We start from the raw sequence: 25,549 nt of genomic DNA, 5'->3' as shown, positions 1-25,549 counted from the left end.
CCCGCAAGCGGGGGAAAGGGAGAATTCGATCGCGCTTCGGCAGGTACGGCGCGCGCTGTCCGAGCGGCGGGTTCACCCACTCTCATTCACCGGTGGACGCGGCGTCGGCCGGCTACGCCACCAACTGCGCGAGAAGCGACGGACGGAGCAGCGAGCGGATCGGATTGACGTCGCCTGTCGCTCGGATGATCGCGTTTCCGAGCGCCGGGCGCTGGGCGAAGCGGTCCGCGGCCCACCGGAGCAGTTCCGGACGCGCGATGAAGGCCTCGATCACGTGCTGAAGCCGCTCCCCCGGCCCGAAGGCGCGGCGGCGGGCTCGCTCGTACGAGCCGAGGGCGTTTGCGGAAACGTCCCCGCTGCGGAGTGCGTGGTCGATCACCGAGGCTGCCAACTCGGCGCCGCGAAGGGCGCGGTAGATGCCTTGGCCGGTGAACGGGTCGAAGTAGCCGGCCGCGTCGCCGACCAGCAAGGCGCCATCCGCCACGGCCCGGCGCACGGGCCAGTCGAACGGGCCGGTCGCCAGCACCTCGTCGACGCGCTGAGCGCCGCGGAGGCCGTAGCTACGGAGCGCTGCGTCGAAGTACGCCTCGCGCCCTCCGCCGACCTCGTGCATCTCGTGTCCGGAGGCCACGACCGTCACGTTCGCCAGCCCCCCGCCGACCTCCGCCACGCCCAGGCACCCACACCCGCGCGCCCGCAGTTCCCCGCGCCCGCGCAGCCCCGCGATCCCCTGCACGTGCGCCGTCAGCGCCAGCTTCCGCAGCTTGGGGCCGCGCCGCAGCAGGTCCAGCCGCCGCAGGACCACCGAGCGCAGCCCATCCGCGCCGACGACGATCCGCGCGTGGATCTCACCCGCGTCCGTCACCACGCCCGCGACGCGTCCCGACCGCCGGACCAGGTCCGTCACCTTCAGCCCCGTGCGGACCTCCGCGCCGGCATCGTGCGCATGGCCCAGGAGGATCGTATCCAGCACCTCACGGGGGAGCCCCAGTCCCCGCACGCCCTTAGGAAAGCGGCCTTCGAACGCGTGGTCGTCCGCGGCGATGCGCCACCCGTCCAGCGGCGCGGGGCCGGCGGCGAGGACCGCGTCTAGTGCACCCAGCCGGCGCAGGGCCGCGACGCCCGCGGGGTTCACGCATTCGCCGCACGGTTTGCGGCGGGGGAACGCGGCGCGGTCCAGCAGCAGGACGGCGTGGCCGCGGCGGGCCAGCCGCGCCGCCGTCGCGCTCCCCGCCGGCCCCGCGCCGACGACCACCACGTCCCAGGCGCCCACCTTCACCCCTCCCCGTTCCACACGAGCGCCACGCGGAAAGGCACGTGTGCGTGCACACGGGCGCCACGCAGCCCGGCCTCCGCCGCCAGCTCGCGCAGCTCCGCGGGCGTAAAGGAGCGGCGGACGGAGAGCGGGCCGTCGTGCCGCGTCACGGGATGCGTGCGCCAGACGCTGGCAGCAAGCAGGTTGGCACCCACGAGCGCCGGGCGCGACCGCCGGAGATCGTTCACGATGCCGCCCACGCGCGCCACACGGTCCATCTCCCGCAGCACGCGCAGAACCTCGTCGCGCTCGTTGAAGTGGTGGAGGGCCGTGGAGCAGAGGACGACGTCGAACGATGAGTCGGGGTAGTGCAGGTCCAACGCATCCGCGGCTTCGGCGCGCAGGTTGGGATGCCCGGCGATCCGCGCGCGCGCCACGTCCAGCGTCGTGGGATGAAGGTCCGTCGCCACCACTTCGACCGTGACGCCCCGCGACTGGGCCCAGCGCGCGATCGCGAGCGGGATGTCTGCAGAGCCGGTTCCCACGTCCAGGATGCGCCAGGTGCGGTTCGCATCGCCCGCCACCAGCCGCGAGAGGTGGTGGAGGACGATGCGCGTGCCTCCCAGCCAGCGGTTGACGCCCCGCAGGTCCGCCAGGCTGCGGGCCAGCTCCGCCGCGTCCTGGCCGGGCTCGTCCATCAGCTCTTCGCCGGTGGCGCGTGGGAGCGAGGTCACGCGCGGGCACCCGGGTTCAGCGCCGGCCCCGGCGCGGCGGAGCGTGGCTCCACGTGCACGACCACGCGGCGCGCGCCCAGACGCCGTCTCACCTCTTCCTCCACTAGGTCGGCGATGTCGTGCGCGGCCTCCAGGCCGATTTCCGTGGGGACAACGATCGTCAGCTCGGCGAAGCGGGCGCCGGGGCGGCCACGGCTGCGCACGTCGTAGGCGGCCTCCACGCCGCGCATCGCCTCGGCCATGCGGCGGATTTCGGTGGATTCCACCGCGGCCTCGTCCACCAGCACCGGCACCGTCTCACGCAGGATCTCCCAGCCGGTGCGCAGGATCAGCACGGCCACCAGAAGCGCCGTCCATGCGTCGCCCGACCGCCACCCCAGCTTTACCAGGAGCAGCCCCGCGAGCACCGCCAGCGTCACGTACACGTCCGCCCGCAGGTGCGCGGCATCGGCCAGGAGCAGCTCGGAGTTCAGCGCCCTGCCCTTCCGCCGCTCGAACAGCGAGGCGGCGAGCCCCAGCACCAGGGAGCCGCTCATCACAGCGACGCCCAGCCAAGAATCCACATCCTCGTGCCCACCTTCTCGAAGGCGGCCCACGGCGCTCTGCACCAGCTCAAAGACCGAGATGGACAGGAAGGCCACCATCGCCAGCGCGCCCAGTGCCTCGAACTTCTCGTGGCCGTAGGGATGCTGCTCGTCGGGCTCGGCGGCGGCCACGCGCGCCAGGGCGATGGCCGCCAGCGTGGTCATTACGTCCAGCCCCGAGTCGAACGCGCCGCCCAGGATGGAAAGCGAGCCGGTCGCCACGCCCGCGGCCGTCTTCGCCGTGACCAGCACCAGGCTGACGGCCAGCATGATGTTCAGGACGCGGCGTACCTCCCGCGCCCGCTCATCCAGGCTGCCCGCCGCCACCGAGCTCACGTCATCACCTCGCGCAGCCGCCGCGCGGCATCCGCCAGCAGCGGCTCCAGCCCGGCCGGATCCAGCGTGGAGAGCTGCCCGTCGCGGTACAGCACGCGCCCGTCCACGACCGTCATCACCACGTCGCAGCCGCGGGCGGCGTGAAAGACGGCCGCGAGGGGATCGTGCACCGGCTGCACGTGAGGCGCCGCGAGGGAGACGGCGCACAGGTCCGCCGCCTTTCCGGGCTCCAGCGTGCCGATCGTGCCATCCAGCCCCAAGGCCCGCGCGCCGTCGATGGTCACCAGCTTCAGCAGGTCGGCGGGGGACAGCACGTCCGGCCGGGCGACGCGCGCGCGGTGCAGGATGGAGGCGATGCGGGCTTCTTCCAGCAGGTCCAGCCGGTTGTTGCTGCCCACCGAATCCGTGCCTAGCCCCACGCGCACGTTGGCCTCGATCATCTCCGGATACGGCGCCAGCCCGTGGCCCAGCCGGGCGTTCGCCACCGGGCAGTGGGCCACGGCGGAGCCCGTATCCGCCACGCGACGGATGTCGTCCGCGTCCAGCAGGACGCAGTGGATCAGCAGCGGACGCGCGCGAAGGACGCCCAGGCGGTCCAGCATCTCCACCGTCGTCCGTCCCCGCGGTGGCGTATCGATGCCTCGCGCCCGCAGCCCGGGCGCAAAGTCGCCCTCGCCGGCCTGCACCAGCATCTGCTCGATGCGCGACTCCGACGCGTGCACCGCCATCGGCAGCCCCTCCGCGAGCGCAAAGTCGGCGGTAGCGGAAAAGAGCGCGTCGGACACGGTGTACGGCGCGTGCGGCGACACGCCGATCATCACCCGGTCGCACTCGTACGCGCGAAGGCCGTCGACGGCGGCGCGCAGGCCGGCGATGGACTCGTCCGCCTGCGCGGGATCGGGCCCGAACACCTCCTGGTAGACGACGCCGCGCAGACCGGACTCGCACAGTACGGCGGCAGAGGCGCCGGACGACTCGGTGGCGGCGAGGGTGGTGATGCCGGAGCGCACCGCCTCGACCATCGTCCAGCGCGCGGCGGCGTGGAAGTCGGCCTCGGTGAGGGCGGCGCGCTTGGAGCCGACCAGGCGAAGGATCCAGTCGCGGAAGTTCAGGTCCTCGAGCGCGCCGCGGTACATGGCGAGCTCGGGATGGGCGTGCACGTTCACCAGCCCGGGCATCAGCGCCACCGGCCCCAGCTCTTCGATCACCACGCCCTCGGGCGGCTCGATGGCCAGCCGCGGACCCACGGCGGCGATGCGGCCGTCTGTGCCCACCAGCACGGCGCCGTCGCGGATGGGCGCGGCGCACACGGGAAGCACCCAGGCGGCGCGGTACAGGGTCAGCGGCAGGTCCGGCATCGGGCTCGGTCAGAGTCGCTGCTCAGGGGGATCGTCGGCAGACGCGAATTCTCTCAACACCTATGATGGCCAACTCCTAACGATGGCCGTCGGCGTCGTGGGCGGGGGAGCGATGCAACAAGCAGGCGCGGGTCCCCCTCCCCCCGTGGCCCCTCCCCCGCAAACAGCGCGGGAGAGGGGGGAACTTCGGGCACGGGGCGACGGGCTGTCGTGCATGCCTCGGGCGGGCCCCTCCCCCGGCCCCTACCCCGGCAAACTGCGCCGGGAGAGGGGAGAACGTCGGGTGGGGTTCGACGGGCTTCGGCGCATGCCTTGGGAGCCCCCTCCCCCCGGCCCCCGTCCCCCGCTTCGCAGGGGAGGGGGAGACCTGAACTGCGCTCCGGCTGGGGTCGTGCACGCGACTGCGCGTGCAGTCCGCGAAGGCGGACTTTGGGCCTTTGTTGCCGCGACTTCAGTCGCCCCAGCGGCCCGAACGAGAGAACCCGGCCCCCAACGAGGACCGGGTTCCCTGCTTTCGCACTTCCGCACTCACGCACTAACGCACTTCCCTACACTCCAGCGAGCGTATCCGCCTCATCCAGGTAGTAATCCAGCCCCAGGTGCGTGATCTGGTCTTCGCCCATCATCCAGCGCAGCGTGTTCTTCAGCTTCATCTGCTGGATGAACAGGTCGTGCTCCGGGTACAATCCTTCGCCGTGCATGGGGCTCTTGAAGTAGAACGAGAGCCACTCCTGGATGCCGCCCATCCCCGCGCGCGACGCCAGGTCCAGGAACAGCGCCAGGTCCAGCACGATGGGCGCCGCCAGGATGCTGTCGCGGCAGAGGAAGTCGACCTTGATCTGCATCGGGTAGTCCAGCCACCCGCGGATGTCGATGTTGTCCCACCCCTCCTTGGCATCGCCGCGTGGAGGATAGTAGTTGATCCGCACCACGTGGCTGAACTTGCCGTACAGCTCGGGATAGGTGACGGGCTGAAGGATGTGCTCCAGCACCGACAGCTTGCTTTCTTCCTTGGTGCGGAACGACTGCGGATCGTCCAGCACCTCGCCGTCGCGGTTGCCCAGGATGTTGGTGCTGAACCAGCCGTCCAGCCCCAGCATCCGCGCCTTGAGGCCGGGCGCGATGATGGTCTTCAGCAGCGTCTGGCCGGTCTTGAAGTCCTTGCCGGCGATGGGCACGCCCCGCTCCTCGGCCAACTCCTGCAGCGCGGGGATGTCTACCGACAGGTTGGGCGCGCCGTTGGCGTACGGCACGCCCTCCATCAGCGCGGCGTAGGCGTACAGCATGGACGGGGCGATCTCGACGTGGTTCTCGTCGATGGCCCGCTCGAAGGCCTCCAGCGTCTGGTGCACCGCGCCGGGAACGATGTACACCTCGGTGCTGCCGCACCACACCATCACCAGGCGGTCGCAGTCGTTGCGCGCCTTGAACGAGCGGATGTCGTCGCGAAGGCTTTCCACCCAGTCGCGCTTGCTGCTGCCGGGCTTGATGTTGGTGCCCTGCAGCTTCTTGACGTAGCTCTGGTCGAAGACGGCCTGCATGGGCTCGATGCCCATCAGGAAGTCGGAGATGGGCTCCACGTGCTCGTGCTTGTTGAGCACGCCGCACACCATGGCGCTCTCGTACGCGTTGGCCGGGAACGGGTCCCAGGCGCCGAACACGATGTCGTCCAGCCCGGCCAGGGGAACGAACTCGGAGATGGCCGGCGCGCGGTGCTCCGTGCGCTTGCCCAGGCGAATGGTGCCCAGCTGCGTGAGGCTGCCGATGGGGCGCGCGATCCCGCGGCGCACCAGCTCCACCCCCGCGATGAAGGTGGTGGACACGGCTCCCAGCCCGGGAAGCAAAATCCCCAGGCGCCCCTCGGCGGGCCGCGGCGTGTACTGTTCGTTCCGCACGGTCGGACAGACCCTTTCAAACTGGTGTTTTGGCCTACGGCCGCGCCGCCGGGGCGGCGTTGGTGTACTTGTATACCCAGTAGACCCGGTACAGCGCCGTCAAATTGGTGAGCGCCGCCATGGCCAGCATCACCCAAGTGAGCACCACGCCGCTGCGCCAGCTGCCAAAGAACAGCGTGGCGATTCCAAGTAGCAGGATTCGCTCCGCGCGCTGCATCAAGCCCACCCGGCAGTCGATCCCCAGCCCCTCGGCGCGGGCGCGGGTGTACGAAACCAGCAGCGACCCGGCGATCGCGGCCGCCACCACGTACACCATCCACCACACGCCCAGCGTAGGCCGGTCGCCCACGTACAGCGACATCACCCCCATCAGCACCACCACCTCCGACACGCGGTCCAGGGTGGAGTCGTAGAACGAGCCGAAGGTGGTGGACATCGACCGGCGGCGCGCGATGTAGCCGTCGACGATGTCGAAGAAGCCGCCCAGCAGCACCAGCAGGCCGCCCAGCTGCAGGTGCCCGAAGAAGTAGGCGATCCCCGCTCCCGCCGTCACCACGAAGCCGATGGTGGTGGCGCCGTTGGGCGTAAGCCCCGTGCGGACGAACAGGTCCATCACCGGCTGCAGCAGCCGGGTTCCCTGGTCGCGCAGCGCGCTGGGCTGAAGGTTCATGGGGCGGAGTGTCCGGCTCAGGCCAGGATGATACGGCTCTGCTCGCCCGCCTGAATCCCCTTTTCGATCTCCTCGTTCACCCGCGCCATCAACTGGTCGAGGTTGGCGCGGGCCGCCTCGAACGCCTGGTACGCGGGGATGGTCTGCACCTCGCCCACCAGCCGCTCGTACTCGTCCTGCTCCTCGAGCGGCGGCTCGCTGCCGCCCTGCATGGCGCGCGCGAACCCGGCCTCCAGCTGCTGAAGCCGGTTGAGGCGCGTTACGGCCTCGCGGTCGTTCTGCAGGGTTTCGCTGGCGCGCTTCATGGCGCCGTACTCGCTGCTGTGCGCGATCTGCCTGCCTACTTCGCGCGCCCGTTCCCAGATCGGTTCCATCCCAACGTCCTTGTCATAGTCGCTCGGCGAGCACGAAGCGGTCGCGCCCCGCCAGGTCCTGCTTTACCCGCGCCGTGTTGAAGGCGCCCGTCCGCTCGATCAGCTCCGCCACGGCAACGCCCTGCCCTGCCCCGATCTCCAGCGCCAGCAGCCCGCCGGGGCGCAGGTGCCCGGGAGCCTGGGCCACGAGGGGGCGGATGACCTCCAGTCCGCCCACCCCGGCGAAGAGCGCCGCCCGCGGCTCCCAGTCAACCACCTCCGCGTCCAGCGCCGGCCGCTCCTCTTCGCCGATGTAGGGCGGGTTGGAGACGATCACGTCGAACGCCTCGCCGCGAACCGGCTCGAACAGGTCGCCCGCGCGGAACTGCACCGATGCCGAAGGCGCGACGGCCTCGTGGTTGGCGCGCGCCGCAGCCAGCGTGCCTTCGCGCAGGTCCGTGGCCACCACCCGGGCGAACGGGCCTTCCGTCGCCAGCGCCAGGGCGATGGCGCCGGAGCCCGTGCCCAGGTCCATGGCCTCCAGTCCTTCCCGCCCGGCCGCCCAGTCCAGCACCTCCTGGACAAGGCGCTCCGTTTCCGGCCGGGGGATCAGCACGCGCGGGTCCACCTTGAGCACAAGGTCACGAAACGCGGCTGTTCCGTCAATGTACTGCAACGGCTCGCGGCGCGCACGCCTGCGCAGCCGGGCCTTGAACTCGGCCAGCTCCTCGGGGCTGAGCGGGCGGTCGTACTGAAGGTACAGGTCCAGCCGCTTGAGGCCCAGCATGCCGGCCAGCAGCAGCTCGGCGTTCAGCCGGGGGTTGTGGAAGCCCTTGCCGCCCAGGTACTCCGCCGTCCAGCGGAGCATCTCCACGAGGGTCCAGCGCTTGGTCTCGGTCTGCAACGGCCGTTCGCCTCGGTGTGCGGCACGGAAAAGCGCCGCGGACCCATTGGGGCCCGCGGCGCGCAAACTCGTGCGTTCCCGCCGCCCCGTCAATGCGGCGCGCCGGCACGGTCAGGCCGCGCGGTCCTCGCGCTCTTCCTGCGAAGCCAGCTTCAGGTTCTCGATCACCTCGTCGATCGCGCCGTCCAGGAACTGCTGCAGCGCGTGGGTGGTGAAGCCGATGCGGTGGTCGGTCACGCGGCTCTGCGGATAGTTGTAGGTGCGGATCTTGGCCGAGCGGTCGCCCGTGCCCACCTGCGACTTGCGGTCGCGGGCGCGGGCGGACTCCTGCTCGGCGATGCGCATGTCCAGCAGGCGCGAGCGGAGCACGCCCATGGCCTTGTCCTTGTTCTTGTGCTGCGACTTCTCGTCCTGGCAGGTGACCACCAGCCCCGTCGGGAGATGGGTGATGCGCACGGCGGAGTCCGTGGTGTTCACCGACTGCCCGCCAGGCCCCGAGCTGCGGTAGACGTCGATCTTCAGCTCGTTAGGGTTGATCTGCACGTCCACTTCCTCCGCCTCGGGCAGCACGGCCACGGTGGCGGCGGAGGTGTGGATGCGCCCCTGCGTTTCGGTCGCGGGGACGCGCTGCACGCGGTGCACGCCCGACTCGTAGCGAAGGTCGCCGTACGCGTGGGCCCCGCGGACGATGAAGACGGCTTCCTTGTAGCCGCCGGCCGTGCCCTCCGACACGCTGAGCACCTCCAGCTTCCAGCCCTGCCGGTCGGCGAAGCGGGAGTACATGCGGAACAATTCGCCCGCGAACAGGGCGGCTTCGTCGCCGCCGGTGCCGGCGCGCACCTCCACCACGGCGTCGCGGTCGTCCAGCGGGTCGCGGGGAATGAGAAGCAGCTTCAGCTCGCCTTCGAGCCGCCGCACCTCGCCCGTGAGGTGGTCGGCCTCGGCGCGGGCCATCTCGGCCATCTCGGGATCGCCCGCGGCATCGGCGAGCATGGCCTGCGCGCCCTCCAGCTCCTCGCGGGCGCGCCGCAGCCGGGCGGCGGCCTCGACGATGGCGGACAGGCGCGAATGCTCGCGCGACACCTCGCGCAGCCGCTTGGGGTCTGCGTGAATGGACGGGTCGGCCAGTTGAACGGACAGGTCGTCGTACCTGCGCTGCGCGTCGAAGATGCGGTCTTCCATGGGGTCGTGCGTGAGTGCGCGGGTGCAGACGCGCGCGGTGGTTCACCGTTGCGCGGCCGCGGCGCGCATCGTTGGGCCTGGATAGTCGGAGAGCCGGGGCGCGGCCCCGGCTCTCTTTCGTCTGCTTACTGGGCGGCTGCGTAGCGCTGCCGGAAGCGCTCCACGCGTCCCGCGGTGTCCATCAGCTTCTGCTTGCCCGTGTAGTACGGGTGGCAGTTGCTGCACACTTCGACGCCGATGTCGCCCTTGGTGGAGCGGGTCTCGAAGGTGTTGCCGCAGGCGCAGTGCACCTTCGCCATGTTGTACGTCGGATGAATGTCGGCCTTCATATCGCCACCACCTGTCGGTTCGTCGGCTTGAAACAGTGGCTCGCCCCCGCGCGACGGTTCGCGCGATACGGGCAGCCGGAGAATCATCAAAAATAGCGGATGTGGCGGATTCGGGCAACCCGCGGAATCCTGGGAGCGAACGAGCAACGGCGCACCTCTCCCGGGGGAGTAGGTGCGCCGCCGCGTGGCACGGGCCCGGGAAAGGCGTGAAGCGATACGAATGGGATCGCGCGGCTGTCGCCGCGAGATGGCTGAGCTGTTTGCCGACTTTATCCTATGATGGTGCAGCAGCGGTAGCCCGCACCGCCACAGGTGTCGGCGCAGGCGGTGCACGAGTTCTCGACGTCGGTACCGGGGCGGTAGTAGCACTGCTGGTTCCCCTCCGAAGCCACGCTGAAGTTGGTGCTGCCCAGCACGCCGCCGAAGATCAGCGCGCCAACGGTAAGGGCCTTGCGAATGGTCATGAGATCGTCTCCTGGTTGGTAAGTAGGGTTCCCGGCCCCGTGTGGTACTCCTGCCATCAGTCCAGGTGTGCGCCCAGTTCGTCGGCGAACGAGCGCACCCGTGCATTGGAAAACCGCTTGGGATGGACGATGCCCGCCACGCGGGCGCCGCCATCACGCACCACCAGCACCGCGGGGGTGAAAAGCGCCGGCGTGTCGTTCAGCACCTGGCGGGTTTCCACCTCTACCACCGCGGCTTTCACCCGCTCGCGGCGCACGAAGGCGCGAAGCTCCTCCGCCGCCCCCGTGTCGGCCATCACCACCAGCGGCAAGCCGCCGCCTCGCGACTCCAGCTCGCGCAGCTGCCGGCCCAGGTCTTCGCAGGTAAGGATGTCGGCCCTGCGCAGCACCACCAGCAGCCCCATGCCTCGCGGCATGGACGCAGCCGTCGCCGAGGCCGCCCCAGTGGTCAGCGCGCCCTGCACGGCGATCGTGGCCGAATCGAGGCCCGCGGCCGTGGGCGGCGCCATCTGCGTGCGCATGCGGCCGGGCGCTCCGTCCCATCCCTTGGCCAGCGCGCGCGAGGCACCCCAGGCGAGGGCGAACGCCCCCAGCACACCCAGCGTGGCGCGAAGCCGTCCCCCGCGGGCGTTCACGGCGTCCTCCGGGCGGTGGTCAGGGGACGCGTGGTCGCACGCACCACCTGGTAGCTGTCGGCCGCGGAAGAGGTGTAGCGAAGCATCAGCAGGCGCCCCTGCCGGTCGCGGCCGATCACCGCCCCACGCTCGTCGGAGCGCGCGATGGGGATCAGCCGTCCACCCGGCTGCAGGGTGTGAACGATGACCGTGCCGCCGTCCAGCGGGTCGATCCCGGTCTCGGCATTGTATTCCGCCACCTGCATGGCCACCGTCGCGCTGTCCAGGGCCACCAGCCCGATGACGTTGCGGTTGCCGTCGACGACGGACTTTCCACTGGCCAGCCGCTCGCGTCCGCCATTTCGGGCCAGCAGGGTGCGCGTGGTCACCAGCGGCTGCTGCGGGTCGATCGGGTGGGCGCCCAGGCGCCGGCCGCGATAATCGAAGGCATACACGCTGTCGCCCCCGACGAGTGCGGCGAACACCACGCCGCCCGCCGCGTCGGCGATCACCATCGTGCGCTGGATGAGCTTGGGGTCCTTGCCCAGGTACTCGGAGGGGTCGAAGAACGAGGCCACGGGCGTTCCGTCGGGGCGAACCAGCGAGAGCAGGTTGCGCCCCGCCCCGCCCGGCACGGCCGCCACCAGCAGGAACAGCGAGTCGTCCACCACGCGCACGTAAAACGGCAGCGGAACCTTGCGATCGGTGATCGCCAGGGCGCGGCGGTACCGGCCATCGGGGCCGAATACGGAGATACGGGCGCCGTTCAGGTCGTAACCGATCACCGAGTCGCCGTACGCCTGCGCGGTCATCAGCCCCACGAACTCGCCAGGGCCGTGGCCCACGCGGCCCACGGTGCCCCGGCGCTGCCCCGCGGCATCGTAAACCTTCACGTTCTTGTCGGAGATGTCAGCGATCACGAACCGGCCCTGCGGATCGACGGAGACCCACTCGGGCCGCGCCAGGATGGCCGCCGAGTCGTCCCGGAGATCCACGACCGGCTCCAGCACCAGCTGGCGCATCGCAGGCGTGCGGCCCGCGGGGCCGGGGCCGTCGCTGGCGCACGCCGCCACGGCGCCGGCCAGCAGGAGGAGGACAAGCTTCTTCGCCATCGAAGATCCTGGCGGGTGGGAGAGAAGACAGGGCAGCCGGACGGCGCCCCATTCACAAGACTCGTCCGGAAGTGACGATTATCTCTTGAAGACAGGATAACCACGCAGCAGTCCCGCGTCAAGTGTTCCTGGAACATCAGATTACCCGGCGCTTCGGAGGAAAGAGAGAAAGCGCCGGACTATCCAGCTTTTTGGAGATAGAGGAGGGCTGAAAAAGAACCTGTAAACAGACGGAGCCGACAGGAGAAACGCCTGTCGGCCCCGGTTCGGCAGTTGCGCGGACGGGGCAGGGTGCCCGTCCGTGTGGCGATGACTACTCCTTCCAGCCCTCGAGCATGCGGCGGATGTCGTCGCGGTGCTTGCTTTCGTCCACCAGCAGGTTCTCCAGCTGCAGCTTGATGGAGATCTCGCCCGCCTCCTCGGCTTGCTGGATGCGGCGGCTGTAGCGCTCCATCGTGTCGATTTCGGCCTGCAGCGCGATCTCCAGCATCTGGCGGTTGTCGCGGGGGATGGGCACCGGCTGCGCCTGCGTGGTGGGAATGCCGCCCAGCGCCACGATCTTGTCGGCCAGAAACGCGGCGTGCCCCAGCTCGTCCGGGATCTCGTTCTCGAAGAACGGCCGCAGGTCCATCCGCCACGGCCCCGTCACCAGGCTGGCGAAGGTGCGATACATGATCACGGCCTGGTACTCGGCCGCGAGGTCCTCGTTCAATCCGTCAATCAACGCCTTCAGGTCCGCCATTCTCTTCGTCCCCCTGTTCCGGATGTCTTCAGGCCACGCGTACGCGGCCCTACAGCGCGACTTCGCGCCGTTCGGCCGCGGAGCGGTACGCGGCCTCCACCAGGCGCATCAGCACAAGGTGTTCCCCCGGCGCACCCACCGTCCGGTCACCGCGCACCAGCTCCACGAACGCCTGCAGCTCGTTGCGGTAGCTGGCGGTGAACGCGTTCTCGCGCGACGCCTGCACGGGAGGCGTCACCTCTACCAGCCCCGCCGGCATGTCCTTGTAGACGGCGAGCGGCGACAGCGAGGCAGACCCGGCGGTGCCCATCACGTGAAGGTACTGGCGGTCTTTGCGGGCCAGCAGGTTCCAGGTGCAGTCCAGGTTGATCAGCCGGTCGCCCTCCAGCCGCAGCACCAGCGCGGCCGAGTCTTCCACCTCGCTCCCCGCTGTCGAGTGCATGTGCGCCGAAACCCGCTCCGGCTTCGGATAGCCCAGCGTCCACAGGGCCAGGTCCAGCATCTGCAGCCCCAGGTCCATGAACGCGCCGCCGCCCGCCGTGGACTTCCTTTCCCGCCACGTGCGGCCCTTGGGACGGTACCGGTTGAGCCACCCCGTCTTCAGGTAGTACACGTCTCCCAGCTCGCCGCCGGAGACGAACTGGTGAAGCGCCGTGGTGTCCGGCCGGTAGCGCTGGTTCATGGCCACCATCAGCCGCCCCTGCGCGCCTTCCTCGTCCATGATGCGCGCCACGCCGTCGGCAGTGAGCGCCAGGGGCTTTTCGCAGAGCACGAACTTGCCGGCCCTGAGCGCCGCGCGAACCTGCTCTTCGTGGCGGTTGCTGGGGGTGCACACCACCACGCCGTCCACGTCGTCGGTGAGCACCTGCTCGGCCTCGGTGGAGACGGTGGGAATCGCGAACCGGCTGGCGATGGTGCGCGCGGTGTGCGCGTCGCGATCGGCCACGGCGACCACCTCCACGCCCCGCATGCGCGTGAGGATGGGAAGGTGCACCACCTGGGCGACGGAGCCGGCGCCCAGCACGGCCAGCCGGACGGGGGGACGGGAGATGGCCATCAGCGAATGGTCGAGGTAGAGGTCGGCGGCGCGGCGGGGGGCGGCATCACGGGGCGGCGCATGTCCGACGGAAACGCCCAGCTGCCCCCCACGCCCACGCTGAACGATCGCAGGTTGCTGGTCAGCACGCCGCGGGCCTCGGCGAGCACGCGCAGGTTGCCGGCCAGCGGCATCTCCGCGCCGGCCACCAGGTTCAGCCCCGGCGCGACCTGGTCCAGCAATTCTTCGACGAACGTGTTCTCGATGAACTCGCCGCTCCCGTTCTGCAGGTGCAGCGACACGCCCGCGCCGGCGTACGGCTCGATCCCCAGCGCGGTGGTCCACAGGTAGTGGGCATCGAGATCGATCGAGAGGTCGCTGATCTGGATGGTGCCCAGGTCGATGCCCGTGCACGGGCTTCCCCCCCGCTCGCACGACGCCTCGATCCGCTCCTCGATGCGGTCTACCTCGCCGGCGCGGAACGTCGACTGCCAGTAGGTGAGGCCGGGGGCGATGCGCAGGTTGGGGCCCAGCAGCCCCAGATCGGCGCGCAGGTTGAACCCGAGCGTGGCCTCGGAGCGCGAGGGGAACACCACGCTCACGTGGGCCCCCACGCCCGTCAGGACCAGGTTCTCGTAGTCGTAGTCCGCCGCGTCCTGCGCGTGAGCGGGCCACGCGAGCAGCGCCGCGGCCAGGACGATCCAGATCGATGTGCTGCGGGGCATCTCGGGCTTGTTCGTATGGTTGCGGTTCCCCCTCCCCCGGCCCCTCCCCCGCAAACGGCGCGGGAGAGGGGGGAACTTCGGTCTGTCATCCTGAGGCGCAGGCGCACCGAACCCGCCCGTGCCTCATCCCGCGCGCGCCGAAGGATCTAGCCTGCGCCACTTCCAGTTTGGGCGCGGTAGCGAGCACCCGAGCCCGAGACGCCTCCGTTGCGGGGGCCCCTCCCCCGGCCCCTCCCCCGGCAAACTGCGCCGGGAGAGGGGAGAACTTCGCGGTCGAGGTTCGACGGGCTGCCTGCGCATCCGCGGGAGCCCCCTCCCCCCGGCCCCCATCCCCCGCTTCGCAGGGGAGGGGGAGACCTGACCTGCACGTCGGCTGGGGTCGTGCACCCCGGCCGCGGATGCAGTCCGCGAAGGCGGACTTCGGGCCGTCGTTGCCGCGAATTCATTCGCCCCAGCGAGTTCAGGGCGCGCTCCTCACCTGCCCTGATCACCGAAATCTCGAAGTGTACCCCCTCTCCCGCGCTGTTTGTGGGAGAGGGTGGCACGCGTGTCAGCGCGGCCGGGTGAGGGCCCCACGGCAGCCGAGGCCCTAGCTTCGGTGACCGCTGCCGCGCCCGAGCTTGTTACCCGTCCGCGGCTAGATCCTTCGGCCCGCGACGGTTCTGCTGCGGACGGATGCGGTGCGCTTGGGCCTCAGGATGACACCGTTGCGTCGCGCCTCAATACTGATCGACGATCTGCGTGCCCGGATAGTACGCGCGCAGGATGGTCCGGTAGTCCTGCCCGGCGCGGGCGCGGCCCATGGCGCCGACCTGGCACATGCCGATGCCGTGCCCCCAGCCGCCACCCTCCGCCACGATCTCCGTCACCCGCCCGCCCTCGCGCACCAGCCTAACGTCGAACTTGCTGCTGTTCAGGATGCCGGCGCGCGACGCGGGCGTCAGGATCCACCGGATACGGTCCTTGCCCAGCGTGAACGTGCCCGCGTCCGTCGCCAGGCGCATCGCGCGGATGCGGTCGGACGGGGTGCGCTCCAGCACGCGCATGTCGTCGATGCGGGTGATGCGCCGGCCGCGCAGCGAATCGGCCATCGTGCGGTTCAGAATGCCCACCAGCTGCTCGTGCGTCCACCGCTCCGTCCAGCGGAAGCGGCTGCTCACCTTGTCGTACGCCTCGCCCGTGCGCGGGTCCACGTCGCGAACCGCCACCAGGTACGGGATGGGCGCGTTGTTCCACACCTCGTGGATGGCCGCCGTCTGCCCCGCGCAGGTGCTGTGGTAGTAGGCGGTGATCGGCTGGCCGCTGTACGTGATGATCTCGCCAGCGGTTTCGCGAACGGCGCGCGACGCCAGCGGGTACTCCGCCGCCTGTCCGCCGTACACCTGGTCCTCCACCGTGGCGTACACGTCGAACCCCTGCGCCGACCGCCGCCCCATGTAGATGGCCGCGTAGGTGCGGGCCGCTACGGCCTGCGCCTTCACCGCCTCGAACACGTCCGCCTGCACGTTGCCGATTTCGCGCGGCACCACGCCCAGCAGGTACGTTTCCATGTCCAGGCGATTGACGATGGTCAGCCCGCCGCGCGGCGCGTCCTGCACCACCAGCTCTCCGCGGTACGCCTGGCCCTTCACCGACAGCGTGCCGTGCGGCGCGGCGGGGCGGATGACCAGCGGCGCGCGAAGCCCGGCGCCGCCCGGCCCGCCCGCGCTCGCACCCGTGCGGCTCGCCAGCGTGATGGTGCCTCCCGCGTCCGCGAACGTGGCCGTGCCGCCGGCGGGAAGGCGGGCGACCTCCTGCCCCGCGTCCGTCAGCACGGAGAACGCGCCGGCGGAGGTGATCTCGATGCGCGACGTGTCGACCACCAGGCCCACGCGCACCCGCGGCGCCAGCAGGGCCTCGGGGAACGCGGCCGTGTCCGCCGTGGGCGTCGCGGGGATGGACACCGTGTCGCGTGGCGGACGGGTGGGCGTCACTACCGTGTCGCGGATGACCACGACGGGCACCGTCGGCACCCGCGGGCCGCGCGGCGCGCATGCGCCAAGGACGGCGAGCGCCAGGGCGCCCGCCAGCTTACGCCAGCGCAAAGCGGAGGGCGTCACGGGCGCGGGAGATGGTTTCTTCGACATCCTGATCGGTGTGGGCGGTAGACAGGAACCCGGCCTCGAACGCGGAGGGCGCGAAGAACACGCCCCGCTGCAGCGCTGCATGGAAGAAGCGGCGGAACGTGTCCACGTCGGAGCCCTTCGCGTCCTCGAAGGTGCGTACCGGCCCCGCCGCAAGGAATACGCCCCACATGGAGCCGTAGCTGCCTCCGCACATGGGCACGCCCATCTCCGCGCCGTTCGCCAGCAGACCCTCCACGAGCCGCTTCGTCTTCCTCTCCAGCTCGGGATAGGGGTTCTCGTCGCGCAGGATCTTCAGCTGCGCCAGACCGGCGGCCATCGCCAGGGGATTGCCCGAGAGCGTCCCCGCCTGGTAGACGGGTCCCACCGGCGCCACGTGCGCCATCACGTCCGCCCGCCCGCCGTACGCGCCGACGGGAAGGCCGCCGCCGATCACCTTGCCCAGCGTGGTGAGGTCCGGCCGGATGCCGAACAGCTCCTGCGCGCCGCCGGGGGCCACGCGAAAGCCCGTCATCACCTCGTCGAAGATCAGCAGGGCGCCGTGCTCCTCGGTAATACGCCGGAGCCCGTGGAGAAAGCCCTCGTCCGGCGGCAGGAAGCCCGCGTTGCCCACGACCGGCTCCAGGATCACACAGGCGATCTTTTCCGGGTGCGCGCGGAACGCCGTCTCCACCGCCTCCAAGTCGTTGAACGGCGCCGTCAGCGTCAGCTTGGAAAGGTCCGCCGGCACGCCGGGCGAGTTGGGAAGGCCCAGCGTGGCCACGCCGGAGCCGGCCTTGACCAGGAACGAGTCGCCATGGCCGTGGTAGTGGCCTTCGAACTTCAGCATCATCTCGCGCCCGGTGAACCCGCGCGCCAGCCGGACGGCGCTCATCGTCGCCTCGGTGCCGCTGTTCACCAGGCGGATGCGCTCCATCGAGGGAAAGAACTCCCGCACCGCCTCCGCCAGTTGCACCTCGGCCTCCGTCGGCGCGCCATAAGACGTGCCGCGCCCCGCCGCCTCGGTGATGGCCTGGATGACGGCGGGATGCGCATGGCCCAGGATCATGGGGCCCCACGACAGCACGTAGTCGATGTACTCGTTTCCGTCCACGTCCCAGATGCGCGAGCCCGCGGCGCGGTCGACGAAGAACGGCTCGCCGCCGACCGCCCGGAACGCGCGCACCGGCGAGTTGACGCCGCCGGGAATCACCTCGCACGCGCGGTGGAACAGGGCGGCGCTGGCCGCGTTATTGCTTTCTCGTGCCACTGGGGTTACAGACATCTCAAATACACCTGGACTGGTACGAATGAAGAACCGATTCTGGATGGCCGCGTTGCTCGCCCTGCTCTCGCTGGGCGCCGCGGCCTGCAACGACAACGCCGAAGACCACAACAACGAAGCGGCCGAAGAGGCCCGCTCGGGCGACACCGAAGAGGCCGCCGAGGAGAAGGCCGAGGCCCGCCAGGACTCCGCGCAGGGCGACCACACCGACGGCCTGAACTGACCATTCCTCGTGGATGAACGCGTGCCGTCCCGACTGAGCTCGGGACGGCACGCGTCGCTTCTTCCCCACCACCGGCTAGCGGTAGTTGCCGAACGCAAGCTCCAGCCCGAAGTCCTGCTTCTTCAGGTGGGCGATCACGGCCTGCAGGTCGTCGATGGAGGGCGCCGTAACCCGCACCTGCTCGTCCTGGATCTGCGCGTTCACCTTCTTGAAGCCCGCTTCCTTGATGGACTTGACGATCTCCTTGCCCTTTTCGGTGCTGATGCTCTGCACCAGGGTGATCGTCTGGCGCGCCTTGCCGCCGAACGCCTGTTCCACCTCGCCGTAGTCCAGGTTGCGGATGGGCACGCCGCGCTTGATCAACTTGCTCTGGATGATGTCGATCAGCGCCGTCATCTTGTACTCGTCGTCGGCCAGCAGCTTGAGCGTGCCGTCCTTCTTGCTGAAGTCGATTTCTACCGTGGCGCCCTTGAAGTCGTAGCGCTGCGCGACTTCCTTGGTCGCCTGGTTCACGGCGTTGTCCACCTCCTGCAGGTCTACGCTGGAGGTGATGTCGAAGCTGGATGTCTTGGCCATACGTAAGTCGCCCCGTAGCAGTTCATTGTCTCGGCGCCAATGTAGGCCGAGTGGCGCGCGTGAGGCAAGCGGACCGAAGGCCGGAATCCCGCCGGGCCGCCAGCCGCGGGTCGCGCAATCCAACCCTGTCATCCTGTGAGGCCCAAGCGCATCGCACTCGCTCTGGCGCGACACCACGCGGGCCGAAGGATCTAACCGCGGACACGTACAAACCTGGGCGCGGCAGCGGTCACGGAGACCCTGGACCGGTCCCGCCGAGGCGTGGGCGCACTGCGACGGGTTGCCGGTGCATGCCGCAGGTGGCCCCTCCCCCGGCCCCTCCCCGCATGCTGCGCATGCGGGGAGGGGAGACTTCGATCGCGCCTCGGCAGGTGTGGCGTGCGACGGGTCTACCCACTCCCGGACACGCGACGCGGCCCTCCCCCGCATCCGGGAGAGGGCCTCGTGTTCACCACCCGCCGATCACGTCACTGCTGGATGATCTGCGCGCCGGCGGGGGGCGTGAAGGTGAACAGGCTATTGGCCAGCGCGTGGTTGGTGCGGACGTTCCGCAGCTCCACCCGGCGGACGGACTCGTTCTCCTCGGTCATCTCGAAGCGGCGGACCAGGTAGTCCTCCTTGTCCACCCAGATTTTGAGGATCCTGTACGCCGAGGCGCCGCGCGGCACCAGCGTCAGCACGTACGACGACCGCCCCGCGACTGACTCGTCGCCCGCCAGCGTGGCGACGAAGCGCTGGTTGGGGTTGCTGAGGAACTGCTGCTGCAGGTCTACGCTCTGCCCGCCCTCGGCGATGCTGGTGCGGATGACCTGCGTGCGGTCGCTGCTGGGATAGTACAGCCAGAAGTACCGCCCGTCCGCCACGATCACGTCGCCGTCCGGGTCGCTGAAGCGCATCAGGAAGCGGTCGGGCTTGCGCTGGTACAGCTTGCCCGAGCTGCGCTGGTTGCTGCCGAGCAGGGGGACGTTCAGCGTCTGCGTGAAGTCGGCCTCCAGCGAGCGGATGCCGTAGGCCGCCTGCTCCACCCGCGTCAGGATCTCCGCCGCGCGGTCCGAGCTCCGCGCTCCCGCCGCAGGGGCCGGCGCCGCCTGTCCAGGCGCGGGCTGGCCCGGGGCCGCTGCTGGCTGCGCCGTGCCGTCGCGGCGGGGCGCCGGGAGCGCGGGATTCGTGACGTCCACCGGCTGGCCGGTGCCGGGCGCCGGGCGCTGGATGCGCGCGGCGGGGGCCTGTCCATCGGCCGGGGCCTGCTTCGGCGCGTCCGTCCTGGCGGTCGACGGCTCACCGCGGCCGCCGCACGCCGCCAGGGCGGCCGTCAGCGCGAGCAGGGGAATTCGGAGGTGGTTCATCATCATCTATCGTCCACGCGTTCGGTGAAGTCGGGGTCGTGACGCTGGTTGTAGGATACCCGGCCGAAGCAACGAGCGTTCCTGTCCGCAGTTCGGAGAGCCTGGATGCGGTGCGCGGGCGGGGACGGTGCACCGAGCGGAATGTGTGGCGGATCCCTCGGTCGCTGCCGTCGACGGTGCAGCGGCTGGTTCGCCGTGGCCGCTCCGTCGGGATGACATCGCGCGGGCGGCGGGCGTTTCGATCGGCCCGCACTCACGCACTCACGCACTCACTGCCGTTCACAGCAGTTCCAGAATCTCCTCCAGCTCCGCCCGCAGCGAGCGGACGAACGAGCGCTCCAGCGCGCGCGAGGCGGCCTCGGAGGCGGCGCCTTCCTGGCGCAGCTCGTCGATGCGCTTGCGGGCGCCTTCCAGCGTGTAGCGCTCGTCGTGCACCAGGTGACGGATGAGGGCGATCAGCTCCAGGTCGCGTGCGCGGTACACGCGGTTTCCGGAGCGGTTCTTGGGCGGCGACAGCGCGGGGAACTGCGTTTCCCAGTAGCGCAGCACGTGGGGCTTCACGTCGAACAGCTCGCAGACCTCGCCGATCGAATAGAACTCGCGCTGCGGGCGCTTCATCCGTGGTGCTCCGCCTTGGGCTCGCGCAGCATCAGCTGCTCCACGGCGCGACGCGGGTCCAGCTCCTCGAACAGCATGGAGTAGACGGCCTCGACGATGGGCATCTCGATGTTCATCCGCCGGGCCAGGTCGCGCGCCGAGCGGGCCGTCTTCACCCCCTCGGCCACCATCACCATCCCGCCCAGGATGTCGTCGAGCTTGCGTCCGCGTCCGAGCTCCACGCCCACGGTTCGGTTGCGGCTGAGCCCGCCCATGCAGGTGAGCATCAGGTCGCCGATGCCCGCCAGCCCCGCAAGCGTCCGCGGGTCCGCCCCCATCGCCTGCCCAAGCCGCGTGATTTCCGCCAGCCCGCGGGTAATCAGCGCCGCCTGCGTGTTGAAGCCGAACCCCATCCCCTCCACCGTTCCCGCCGCGATGGCGATGACGTTCTTCACCGCCCCGCCCAGCTCCACCCCGGCCACGTCGGCGCTGGTGTACACGCGAAAGCGGGCGGTCTGGAACGCGTCCCGCGCGCGCACGGCCGCATCGGCGTCGTGCGAGGCGATGGTCACGGCGGTGGGAAATCCGCGCCCCACCTCCATGGCGAAGCTGGGCCCGGAAAGGAAGCAGGCCGAACGCGCCGCCCGCTCGGGAAGCACGTCGGCCAGTACGCCGTCCATCGTCTTCAGCGAATCGTTCTCGATGCCCTTCGACGCGCTGACCAGCAGGGCACCGTCCTCCATGTGCTCGGCCGCCTGCGCCATCACCTGGCGGACCACGTGCGAGGGCGAGACGGAGAGCACCAGGTCGGCGCCTCGCACCGCCTCGGCCATGTCGGGCGTGGCGTGCATCGACGGCGCGAGCTCGATACCGTCCAGGTACTTGCGGTTGACGTGCTCGCGGTTGATGGAATCCGCCACGTCGGGCTCGTACGACCAGACCACCGTGTCGATGCCCTTGCCCGCCAGCAGGTTGCCAAGGGCGGTGCCCCAGCTTCCCGCGCCGATCACCGCCGCGCGCGACGTCATTCGGGCCCCTTTGCGTCCGCCGTCACCGCCGCGGCGGCCACCGTGGCCCGCGGCTCCTTCTTCATCCCGAAGCGGTGCTCCTCGCCCCGTAGGATCCGCCCGACGTTGGCGCGGTGGGCGAAGATGATGAACGCCACGATCAGGCCGCCCAGGATCCGCACCTCCAGCCGTTCGGCGGGCACGTTCAAGCCCAGCAGCACGCCCACGACCACGCCCGCGGCGATGGACCCCGCCGACACCATGCGCGTCAGCTTGAGAACGATCAGCCAGGTGAGCAGCCCCAGCCCCACGGCCTCGGGCGCCAGGGCCAGGAACACCCCCGCGCTGGTGGCGACGCCCTTGCCGCCGCGGAAGCGCATGTACACGGGAAAGACGTGGCCGACGATGGCCGCCGCGCCGTACGCCAGCTCCCAGCGCCAATCCCCCGAGCCGTCCCACCGGCTGAAGGCGATGACGGGAAGCGTGCCCTTGAGGATGTCGAAGACGACCACGGGAGCCGCCACCTTCGCGCCGAGGACGCGGAAGGCGTTGGTAGCGCCCAGGTTGCCGCTGCCATGCTTGCGCAGGTCGATGCCCTTCGCCAGCCGCCCGGCGATGTAGCTGGCGGGGATGGCGCCGACCAGGTACGCGGCCAGGACGAGCAGGGCGGGCGTCACTCCCGCTCCTCCTCGCGGCGGCGCAGCCGGATGACCAGCGGCGAGCCCTGGAACCCCCACGCCTCCCGGAAACCCTTCATCAGGTAGCGCTCGTAGCTCTCGGGAACGCCGTCCGGATCGTTCACCCACAGGATGAACGTGGGCGGCGTGACGGCCACCTGGGTGCCGTACAGGAACTTCACCGGGCGGCCGTGCGAGGCGGGCGGCTTGGTCCGCATCGTCAGCGCCCGCATCACCTCGTTGACCTCGTGCGTGGAGATGCGGCGCTGCCGCTGCTCCTGCACCTCGACGATCAGCTCCAGCGCGCGGTGCACCCGCTGGCCGGTAAGGGTGCTGGTGAAGAGGATGGGAACCCACTGCAGGTACGGCGCGCGCTCGCGGATCTCCTTTTCGTACCGCGGCGCCGTCATGGTCTCCTTCTCTACCAGGTCCCACTTGTTGCAGACGATGATCAGCCCCTTCCCCGTGTCCCACGCCTTTTCGGCGATCTTCAGGTCCTGCACGGCGATGGGCTCGGTGGCGTCGAGCAGCAGGAGGCACACGTCGGCCCGCTCGATGGCGCGTTCCGTCCGCAGCGAGCTGTAGAACTCCACGCCCTCATCGATCTTGGCCTGCCGCCGCAGCCCCGCCGTGTCGACGAAGACCAGCTTCTGCCCCTGGTAGCGCATGGGCGTGTCGATGGCGTCACGCGTGGTACCCGCCACGTCCGACACCACCAGCCGTTCCTCACCCAGCAGGCGGTTGACGTACGACGACTTGCCCACGTTCGGCCGCCCGATGACGGCCACCCGCAGCGCCTCTTCTTCTTCGCCCTCGATGTCGGGAAGGTGCTCGACGATCAGGTCCAGCACGTCGCCGCTCCCCTTGCCGCTGAGGCTGCTGACGGGGTGCGGCTCGCCCAGCCCCAGGTCCCAGAAGTCGTGGTGCCCGGTGGCGGTGGGCGCGCCCAGGTTGTCCATCTTGTTGACGAGCAGCACGTTGGGCTTGGCGGCCCGGCGAAGGTGCTCGGAGACGGCGTAGTCCAGCGGGTGGGGCCCGGCGCGGCCGTCCACCATCAGCACCAGCACGTCGGCCTCGGCGATGGCGGTGAGCACCTGGTCGCGGATCAGGCGGTCCATGGGCTCGTCGGAGTTTTCGACCATCCCCCCGGTGTCGACCAGGTAGAACTCGCGCGCGTTCCACTCGGTGCGGGCGTAGTTGCGGTCGCGGGTCACGCCCGGGCGGTCCTCGACGATGGCGATGCGCTCGCCGAGGACGCGATTGAAAAAGGTGGACTTGCCGACGTTCGGCCGGCCGACGACGGCCACCACGGGTAGCTTCACGAGTGCTCTTGACGGACGAAAGTAGGGAAAGGCACGAAAGCCACAAAAGTAACAGCCCGGACCCACGGCCGCGAATCCGCGAGGCCGTCACTTTCCGTGCATCCGTTGCTTTCGTGACTTCCGGAACCGCCGTTCAGCCCAGCGGCGCGCCGCAGCTGGTGCAGGCGGTGTCGCCGGGCTCGTAGGCCTCGCCGCAGGCCGGGCAGGCGAAGCTCACCTCGCCGCTGGTGTCCATGTGGGCGCGGATGATCTCGATGGCGCCCTCGTACTCCCACGTGGGCACCATCACCCGCACGATGGCCAGCTCGCCCAGGTCCACGGGAAAGATGCCGTCCTTCTGCGAGAAGAGCTGCGCGTCCACGCCCTCGGACTGCAGGTTCTGCACGATCAGGCCGGCCTCGATCTCGTCGGAGGTGGTGTACACCTGGGCCCACGCCTCCATCACGGGAATGCCTTCGTGCAGCTGGCAGGTGACGGGGCGGGTGCCTTCGGGCTCGCTGCCGCAGACGGGCGCCTCGCAGATGACGCAGCGGAAGTTGGTCTGGCTGCCGTCTTCGCAGGCGACGGGGGCGCGCAGCAGGCCGCAGATGGGGCAGCCTTCGCCGCCGGCGTACTCGGCGCCGCAGCGCTCGCACTGAAACGCCTGCTCGGGAATCTCGGGGCTTTCGACGGACAAGGATCGGGTCTCCGGACGTGGGGGCCGCGGCGACGGTGCCGCGGGCGTCCGGAGGCGCAAGAAGCGTGCAGAGAGGTAGGAGGGAACCCGAACGCGGAGAATCGGAAAGAAAGCGACCGCGGCCGGCGGGGACTCGTTCCCCACCGGCCGCGGCTGCTTTCGTTGCTGCCGGTACTGGTTACTGCCCCACGACCCGGTAGCTGTAGCCCGTGATGGGGCGGGTGTTGGCGACCGTGAGGTTGAACGGGGCGCGCTGGTCCTTCGCGGGCGGGGTGATGGTCACCTGTCCCGTGCCCAGCGTTCCCGTCACTCCGTACAGCGTGAACTCCACCGTGACCGGGGCCGCGCGCCCCGTGCCGACGGCGGTGCCGGTGATGGCGGTGGCCTCGTCTCCCACGTCGATCGACAGCCCCTCGATGCGCAGCGGAAGTGCCTCGCTGCGGGTGCGCACCTGCGTGGCCTGCCGGCTGAGCTCGTTGGCACGCGCCGTCTGGTTGGCCTCGGAGGCGGCCTGCGCCTGGCCCGCGTAGGCGTTGTAATACAGCAGCCACGCGCCGTAGCTGAGCGGCGCCACCTCTACGGCGCGCTGGCCGGACGCCACCAGGTCGCTCCAGCGCTCCAGGTTGTACTGGGCAAGCGCCAGGTGGTACCAGGCATCGGCGCTGTTGGGCACCGTCCGGGTGAGCTCCTGCAGCAGCGGGATGGCGGGCTCGTTCTGCTCCCGCTGCAGGTATTGCACGCCGGCCAGCACCATGGCGTTCACCACGTTGCCGCGCACGTCCAGGCGCTGCTGGTTTTCCGCCGCCGACGTGTCGGCCGGCATCGTTTCCAGCAGCTGCAGCACCCGGCGCCAGCGCGTGACGGCCTCGCCGGTGTTCTGGCGCTGGAAGTTGATCAGCCCCAGGTAGAACTCGGCCGCGTAGGCGTTGGGGTCCAGCGCGATGGCCGTTTCCAGGCTGCCGATGGCGGCCGTGGTGTCACCCGCCTGCAGCAGCCCGGTGGCGGCGTTGAAGGCGTTGCCCGCCCCCGCCGCCTGCAGCCGGTTGATGTCGTACACGCCCAGCTCGGGGCAGAGCTGCTCCGAGCGGGCGAGATAGGTGGCGGAGGCGGCGAAGTCGCCCGTCAGGAGCGCCGCCTGGCCCGCCAGGTACTGCGCGTAAGCGTTCTCGGGCTGCGCTGCGACCGCGCGCCGCGCCTGCGCCAGTGCCGAGGCGTACGCCGGGCCCTGTGCCGAGTCGGCCATGGTGCCCACCAGGGCCATGGAGCTGGCCGCGGAGTCGGCTTGCGCAAAGCTGGTCAGGGGCCCGCTCGCGCAGGTGACGCTCGGAACGGGCACCGTGATACGCGGGCCCGCGCCCCCACCGGTTCCGGCGGCGGGGGCGCAGGCAGCCGCCGCCAGCACGCCGCCCAGCACCACGGCCAGGCCACGATCGATCTTCATCAGC

27 protein-coding genes are annotated in these 25,549 nt (G+C 70.3%); 1 reads left to right on the top strand and 26 read right to left on the bottom strand.

What is annotated here, in order from left to right; all coding sequences use genetic code 11:
* Window positions 1-112: 112 nt before the first annotated feature.
* The 18 genes from VF632_RS14750 to hemL all read right to left on the bottom strand — a co-directional run bounded on the left by VF632_RS14750 (window position 113) and on the right by hemL (window position 17,680).
* Window positions 113-1,279, bottom strand: coding sequence for an NAD(P)/FAD-dependent oxidoreductase (locus VF632_RS14750; RefSeq protein ID WP_331023676.1), 1,167 nt, complete (start codon window positions 1,277-1,279; stop codon window positions 113-115).
* Complete coding sequence (locus VF632_RS14745; RefSeq protein ID WP_331023675.1) at window positions 1,276-1,989, bottom strand: methyltransferase domain-containing protein; 714 nt, start codon at window positions 1,987-1,989, stop codon at window positions 1,276-1,278. The genes VF632_RS14750 and VF632_RS14745 overlap by 4 nt, the downstream gene beginning before the upstream one ends.
* The gene (locus VF632_RS14740; RefSeq protein ID WP_331023674.1) at window positions 1,986-2,909 is read right to left on the bottom strand and encodes a cation diffusion facilitator family transporter; all 924 of its coding nucleotides are present in this window, start codon (window positions 2,907-2,909) and stop codon (window positions 1,986-1,988) included. Before VF632_RS14740 ends, VF632_RS14745 begins: the two co-directional genes overlap by 4 nt.
* On the bottom strand, window positions 2,906-4,267 hold the full coding sequence (locus VF632_RS14735; RefSeq protein ID WP_331023673.1) for an amidohydrolase family protein: 1,362 nt from the start codon (window positions 4,265-4,267) through the stop codon (window positions 2,906-2,908). Before VF632_RS14735 ends, VF632_RS14740 begins: the two co-directional genes overlap by 4 nt.
* A gap of 548 nt (window positions 4,268-4,815) precedes the next feature.
* The gene (locus tag VF632_RS14730; protein ID WP_331023672.1) at window positions 4,816-6,162 is read right to left on the bottom strand and encodes an inositol-3-phosphate synthase; all 1,347 of its coding nucleotides are present in this window, start codon (window positions 6,160-6,162) and stop codon (window positions 4,816-4,818) included.
* A gap of 34 nt (window positions 6,163-6,196) precedes the next feature.
* Window positions 6,197-6,832, bottom strand: coding sequence for a CDP-alcohol phosphatidyltransferase family protein (locus VF632_RS14725; protein ID WP_331023671.1), 636 nt, complete (start codon window positions 6,830-6,832; stop codon window positions 6,197-6,199).
* A 17-nt stretch (window positions 6,833-6,849) separates the two neighbouring features.
* Entirely contained in the window at window positions 6,850-7,206 is a 357-nt protein-coding gene (locus VF632_RS14720; RefSeq protein WP_331023670.1) for a YlbF family regulator, read from the bottom strand.
* A 13-nt stretch (window positions 7,207-7,219) separates the two neighbouring features.
* Window positions 7,220-8,089: a peptide chain release factor N(5)-glutamine methyltransferase gene (gene prmC / locus VF632_RS14715; protein ID WP_331023669.1), complete on the bottom strand. Its 870-nt coding sequence runs from the start codon at window positions 8,087-8,089 to the stop codon at window positions 7,220-7,222.
* A gap of 111 nt (window positions 8,090-8,200) precedes the next feature.
* On the bottom strand, window positions 8,201-9,271 hold the full coding sequence (gene prfA, locus VF632_RS14710; protein WP_331023668.1) for a peptide chain release factor 1: 1,071 nt from the start codon (window positions 9,269-9,271) through the stop codon (window positions 8,201-8,203).
* 125 nt (window positions 9,272-9,396) lie between these two features.
* Entirely contained in the window at window positions 9,397-9,600 is a 204-nt protein-coding gene (gene rpmE / locus VF632_RS14705) for a 50S ribosomal protein L31 (protein WP_331023667.1), read from the bottom strand.
* Between the two features lie 269 nt (window positions 9,601-9,869).
* Window positions 9,870-10,064 carry a hypothetical protein gene (locus tag VF632_RS14700; RefSeq protein WP_331023666.1) on the bottom strand — a complete coding sequence of 65 codons (195 nt, stop codon included), beginning with the start codon at window positions 10,062-10,064 and terminating at the stop codon, window positions 9,870-9,872.
* Between the two features lie 56 nt (window positions 10,065-10,120).
* The gene (locus VF632_RS14695; protein WP_331023665.1) at window positions 10,121-10,699 is read right to left on the bottom strand and encodes a hypothetical protein; all 579 of its coding nucleotides are present in this window, start codon (window positions 10,697-10,699) and stop codon (window positions 10,121-10,123) included.
* Window positions 10,696-11,790 (bottom strand): hypothetical protein, encoded by a 1,095-nt coding sequence (locus VF632_RS14690; RefSeq protein ID WP_331023664.1) that lies wholly within the window; start codon window positions 11,788-11,790, stop codon window positions 10,696-10,698. The genes VF632_RS14695 and VF632_RS14690 overlap by 4 nt, the downstream gene beginning before the upstream one ends.
* A gap of 313 nt (window positions 11,791-12,103) precedes the next feature.
* A complete protein-coding gene (locus VF632_RS14685; RefSeq protein ID WP_331023663.1) occupies window positions 12,104-12,532 on the bottom strand; it encodes a ferritin-like domain-containing protein in 429 nt (142 codons plus the stop codon).
* A 49-nt stretch (window positions 12,533-12,581) separates the two neighbouring features.
* Window positions 12,582-13,589, bottom strand: a complete 1,008-nt coding sequence (locus VF632_RS14680; protein WP_331023662.1) for a Gfo/Idh/MocA family oxidoreductase — start codon at window positions 13,587-13,589, stop codon at window positions 12,582-12,584.
* The gene (locus tag VF632_RS14675) at window positions 13,589-14,293 is read right to left on the bottom strand and encodes a hypothetical protein (protein ID WP_331023661.1); all 705 of its coding nucleotides are present in this window, start codon (window positions 14,291-14,293) and stop codon (window positions 13,589-13,591) included. The genes VF632_RS14680 and VF632_RS14675 overlap by 1 nt, the downstream gene beginning before the upstream one ends.
* A 719-nt stretch (window positions 14,294-15,012) precedes the next feature.
* Window positions 15,013-16,392, bottom strand: a complete 1,380-nt coding sequence (locus VF632_RS14670; RefSeq protein WP_331023660.1) for a SpoIID/LytB domain-containing protein — start codon at window positions 16,390-16,392, stop codon at window positions 15,013-15,015.
* Window positions 16,364-17,680, bottom strand: a complete 1,317-nt coding sequence (gene hemL, locus VF632_RS14665) for a glutamate-1-semialdehyde 2,1-aminomutase (RefSeq protein WP_331023659.1) — start codon at window positions 17,678-17,680, stop codon at window positions 16,364-16,366. The genes VF632_RS14670 and hemL overlap by 29 nt, the downstream gene beginning before the upstream one ends.
* A 25-nt stretch (window positions 17,681-17,705) precedes the next feature.
* On the opposite strand from hemL, the gene VF632_RS14660 reads away from it, so the two are divergent.
* Window positions 17,706-17,903: a hypothetical protein gene (locus VF632_RS14660; protein WP_331023658.1), complete on the top strand. Its 198-nt coding sequence runs from the start codon at window positions 17,706-17,708 to the stop codon at window positions 17,901-17,903.
* A 75-nt stretch (window positions 17,904-17,978) separates the two neighbouring features.
* Here the strand turns inward: VF632_RS14660 and VF632_RS14655 are convergent, their stop codons facing one another.
* The 8 genes from VF632_RS14655 to VF632_RS14620 form a co-directional block, all read right to left on the bottom strand.
* Window positions 17,979-18,479 carry a YajQ family cyclic di-GMP-binding protein gene (locus VF632_RS14655; protein WP_331023657.1) on the bottom strand — a complete coding sequence of 167 codons (501 nt, stop codon included), beginning with the start codon at window positions 18,477-18,479 and terminating at the stop codon, window positions 17,979-17,981.
* Between the two features lie 467 nt (window positions 18,480-18,946).
* Entirely contained in the window at window positions 18,947-19,831 is an 885-nt protein-coding gene (gene lolA, locus VF632_RS14650; RefSeq protein ID WP_331023656.1) for an outer membrane lipoprotein chaperone LolA, read from the bottom strand.
* A gap of 273 nt (window positions 19,832-20,104) precedes the next feature.
* On the bottom strand, window positions 20,105-20,443 hold the full coding sequence (locus tag VF632_RS14645; RefSeq protein WP_331023655.1) for a MerR family transcriptional regulator: 339 nt from the start codon (window positions 20,441-20,443) through the stop codon (window positions 20,105-20,107).
* Window positions 20,440-21,450, bottom strand: coding sequence for an NAD(P)H-dependent glycerol-3-phosphate dehydrogenase (locus VF632_RS14640; RefSeq protein ID WP_331023654.1), 1,011 nt, complete (start codon window positions 21,448-21,450; stop codon window positions 20,440-20,442). Before VF632_RS14640 ends, VF632_RS14645 begins: the two co-directional genes overlap by 4 nt.
* Window positions 21,447-22,106 (bottom strand): glycerol-3-phosphate 1-O-acyltransferase PlsY, encoded by a 660-nt coding sequence (plsY, locus tag VF632_RS14635; protein ID WP_331023653.1) that lies wholly within the window; start codon window positions 22,104-22,106, stop codon window positions 21,447-21,449. The genes VF632_RS14640 and plsY overlap by 4 nt, the downstream gene beginning before the upstream one ends.
* Window positions 22,103-23,428, bottom strand: coding sequence for a ribosome biogenesis GTPase Der (der, locus tag VF632_RS14630; protein WP_331023652.1), 1,326 nt, complete (start codon window positions 23,426-23,428; stop codon window positions 22,103-22,105). Before der ends, plsY begins: the two co-directional genes overlap by 4 nt.
* 133 nt (window positions 23,429-23,561) lie before the next feature.
* Complete coding sequence (locus VF632_RS14625; protein WP_331023651.1) at window positions 23,562-24,104, bottom strand: DUF2007 domain-containing protein; 543 nt, start codon at window positions 24,102-24,104, stop codon at window positions 23,562-23,564.
* Between the two features lie 178 nt (window positions 24,105-24,282).
* On the bottom strand, window positions 24,283-25,545 hold the full coding sequence (locus VF632_RS14620; protein ID WP_331023650.1) for a tetratricopeptide repeat protein: 1,263 nt from the start codon (window positions 25,543-25,545) through the stop codon (window positions 24,283-24,285).
* Window positions 25,546-25,549 lie beyond the last annotated feature (4 nt).

It is taken from the genome of Longimicrobium sp. (genome assembly GCF_036388275.1).
GTDB lineage: Bacteria > Gemmatimonadota > Gemmatimonadetes > Longimicrobiales > Longimicrobiaceae > Longimicrobium.
This window is presented reverse-complemented; position numbering and strand designations above follow the sequence as displayed.

Coding starts and splice junctions, on each gene's coding strand:
- VF632_RS14675 (WP_331023661.1), bottom strand. CDS start 14,293: ATGCCCCGCAGCACATCGATCTGGATCGTCCTGGCCGCGGCGCTGCTC.
- hemL (WP_331023659.1), bottom strand. CDS start 17,680: ATGTCTGTAACCCCAGTGGCACGAGAAAGCAATAACGCGGCCAGCGCC.
- VF632_RS14720 (WP_331023670.1), bottom strand. CDS start 7,206: ATGGAACCGATCTGGGAACGGGCGCGCGAAGTAGGCAGGCAGATCGCG.
- lolA (WP_331023656.1), bottom strand. CDS start 19,831: ATGATGATGAACCACCTCCGAATTCCCCTGCTCGCGCTGACGGCCGCC.
- VF632_RS14640 (WP_331023654.1), bottom strand. CDS start 21,450: ATGACGTCGCGCGCGGCGGTGATCGGCGCGGGAAGCTGGGGCACCGCC.
- VF632_RS14685 (WP_331023663.1), bottom strand. CDS start 12,532: ATGGCGGACCTGAAGGCGTTGATTGACGGATTGAACGAGGACCTCGCG.
- VF632_RS14620 (WP_331023650.1), bottom strand. CDS start 25,545: ATGAAGATCGATCGTGGCCTGGCCGTGGTGCTGGGCGGCGTGCTGGCG.
- VF632_RS14735 (WP_331023673.1), bottom strand. CDS start 4,267: ATGCCGGACCTGCCGCTGACCCTGTACCGCGCCGCCTGGGTGCTTCCC.
- rpmE (WP_331023667.1), bottom strand. CDS start 9,600: ATGAAGGCCGACATTCATCCGACGTACAACATGGCGAAGGTGCACTGC.
- VF632_RS14645 (WP_331023655.1), bottom strand. CDS start 20,443: ATGAAGCGCCCGCAGCGCGAGTTCTATTCGATCGGCGAGGTCTGCGAG.
- prfA (WP_331023668.1), bottom strand. CDS start 9,271: ATGGAAGACCGCATCTTCGACGCGCAGCGCAGGTACGACGACCTGTCC.
- VF632_RS14690 (WP_331023664.1), bottom strand. CDS start 11,790: ATGGCGAAGAAGCTTGTCCTCCTCCTGCTGGCCGGCGCCGTGGCGGCG.
- VF632_RS14725 (WP_331023671.1), bottom strand. CDS start 6,832: ATGAACCTTCAGCCCAGCGCGCTGCGCGACCAGGGAACCCGGCTGCTG.
- VF632_RS14655 (WP_331023657.1), bottom strand. CDS start 18,479: ATGGCCAAGACATCCAGCTTCGACATCACCTCCAGCGTAGACCTGCAG.
- VF632_RS14700 (WP_331023666.1), bottom strand. CDS start 10,064: ATGACCATTCGCAAGGCCCTTACCGTTGGCGCGCTGATCTTCGGCGGC.
- VF632_RS14660 (WP_331023658.1), top strand. CDS start 17,706: ATGAAGAACCGATTCTGGATGGCCGCGTTGCTCGCCCTGCTCTCGCTG.
- VF632_RS14680 (WP_331023662.1), bottom strand. CDS start 13,589: ATGGCCATCTCCCGTCCCCCCGTCCGGCTGGCCGTGCTGGGCGCCGGC.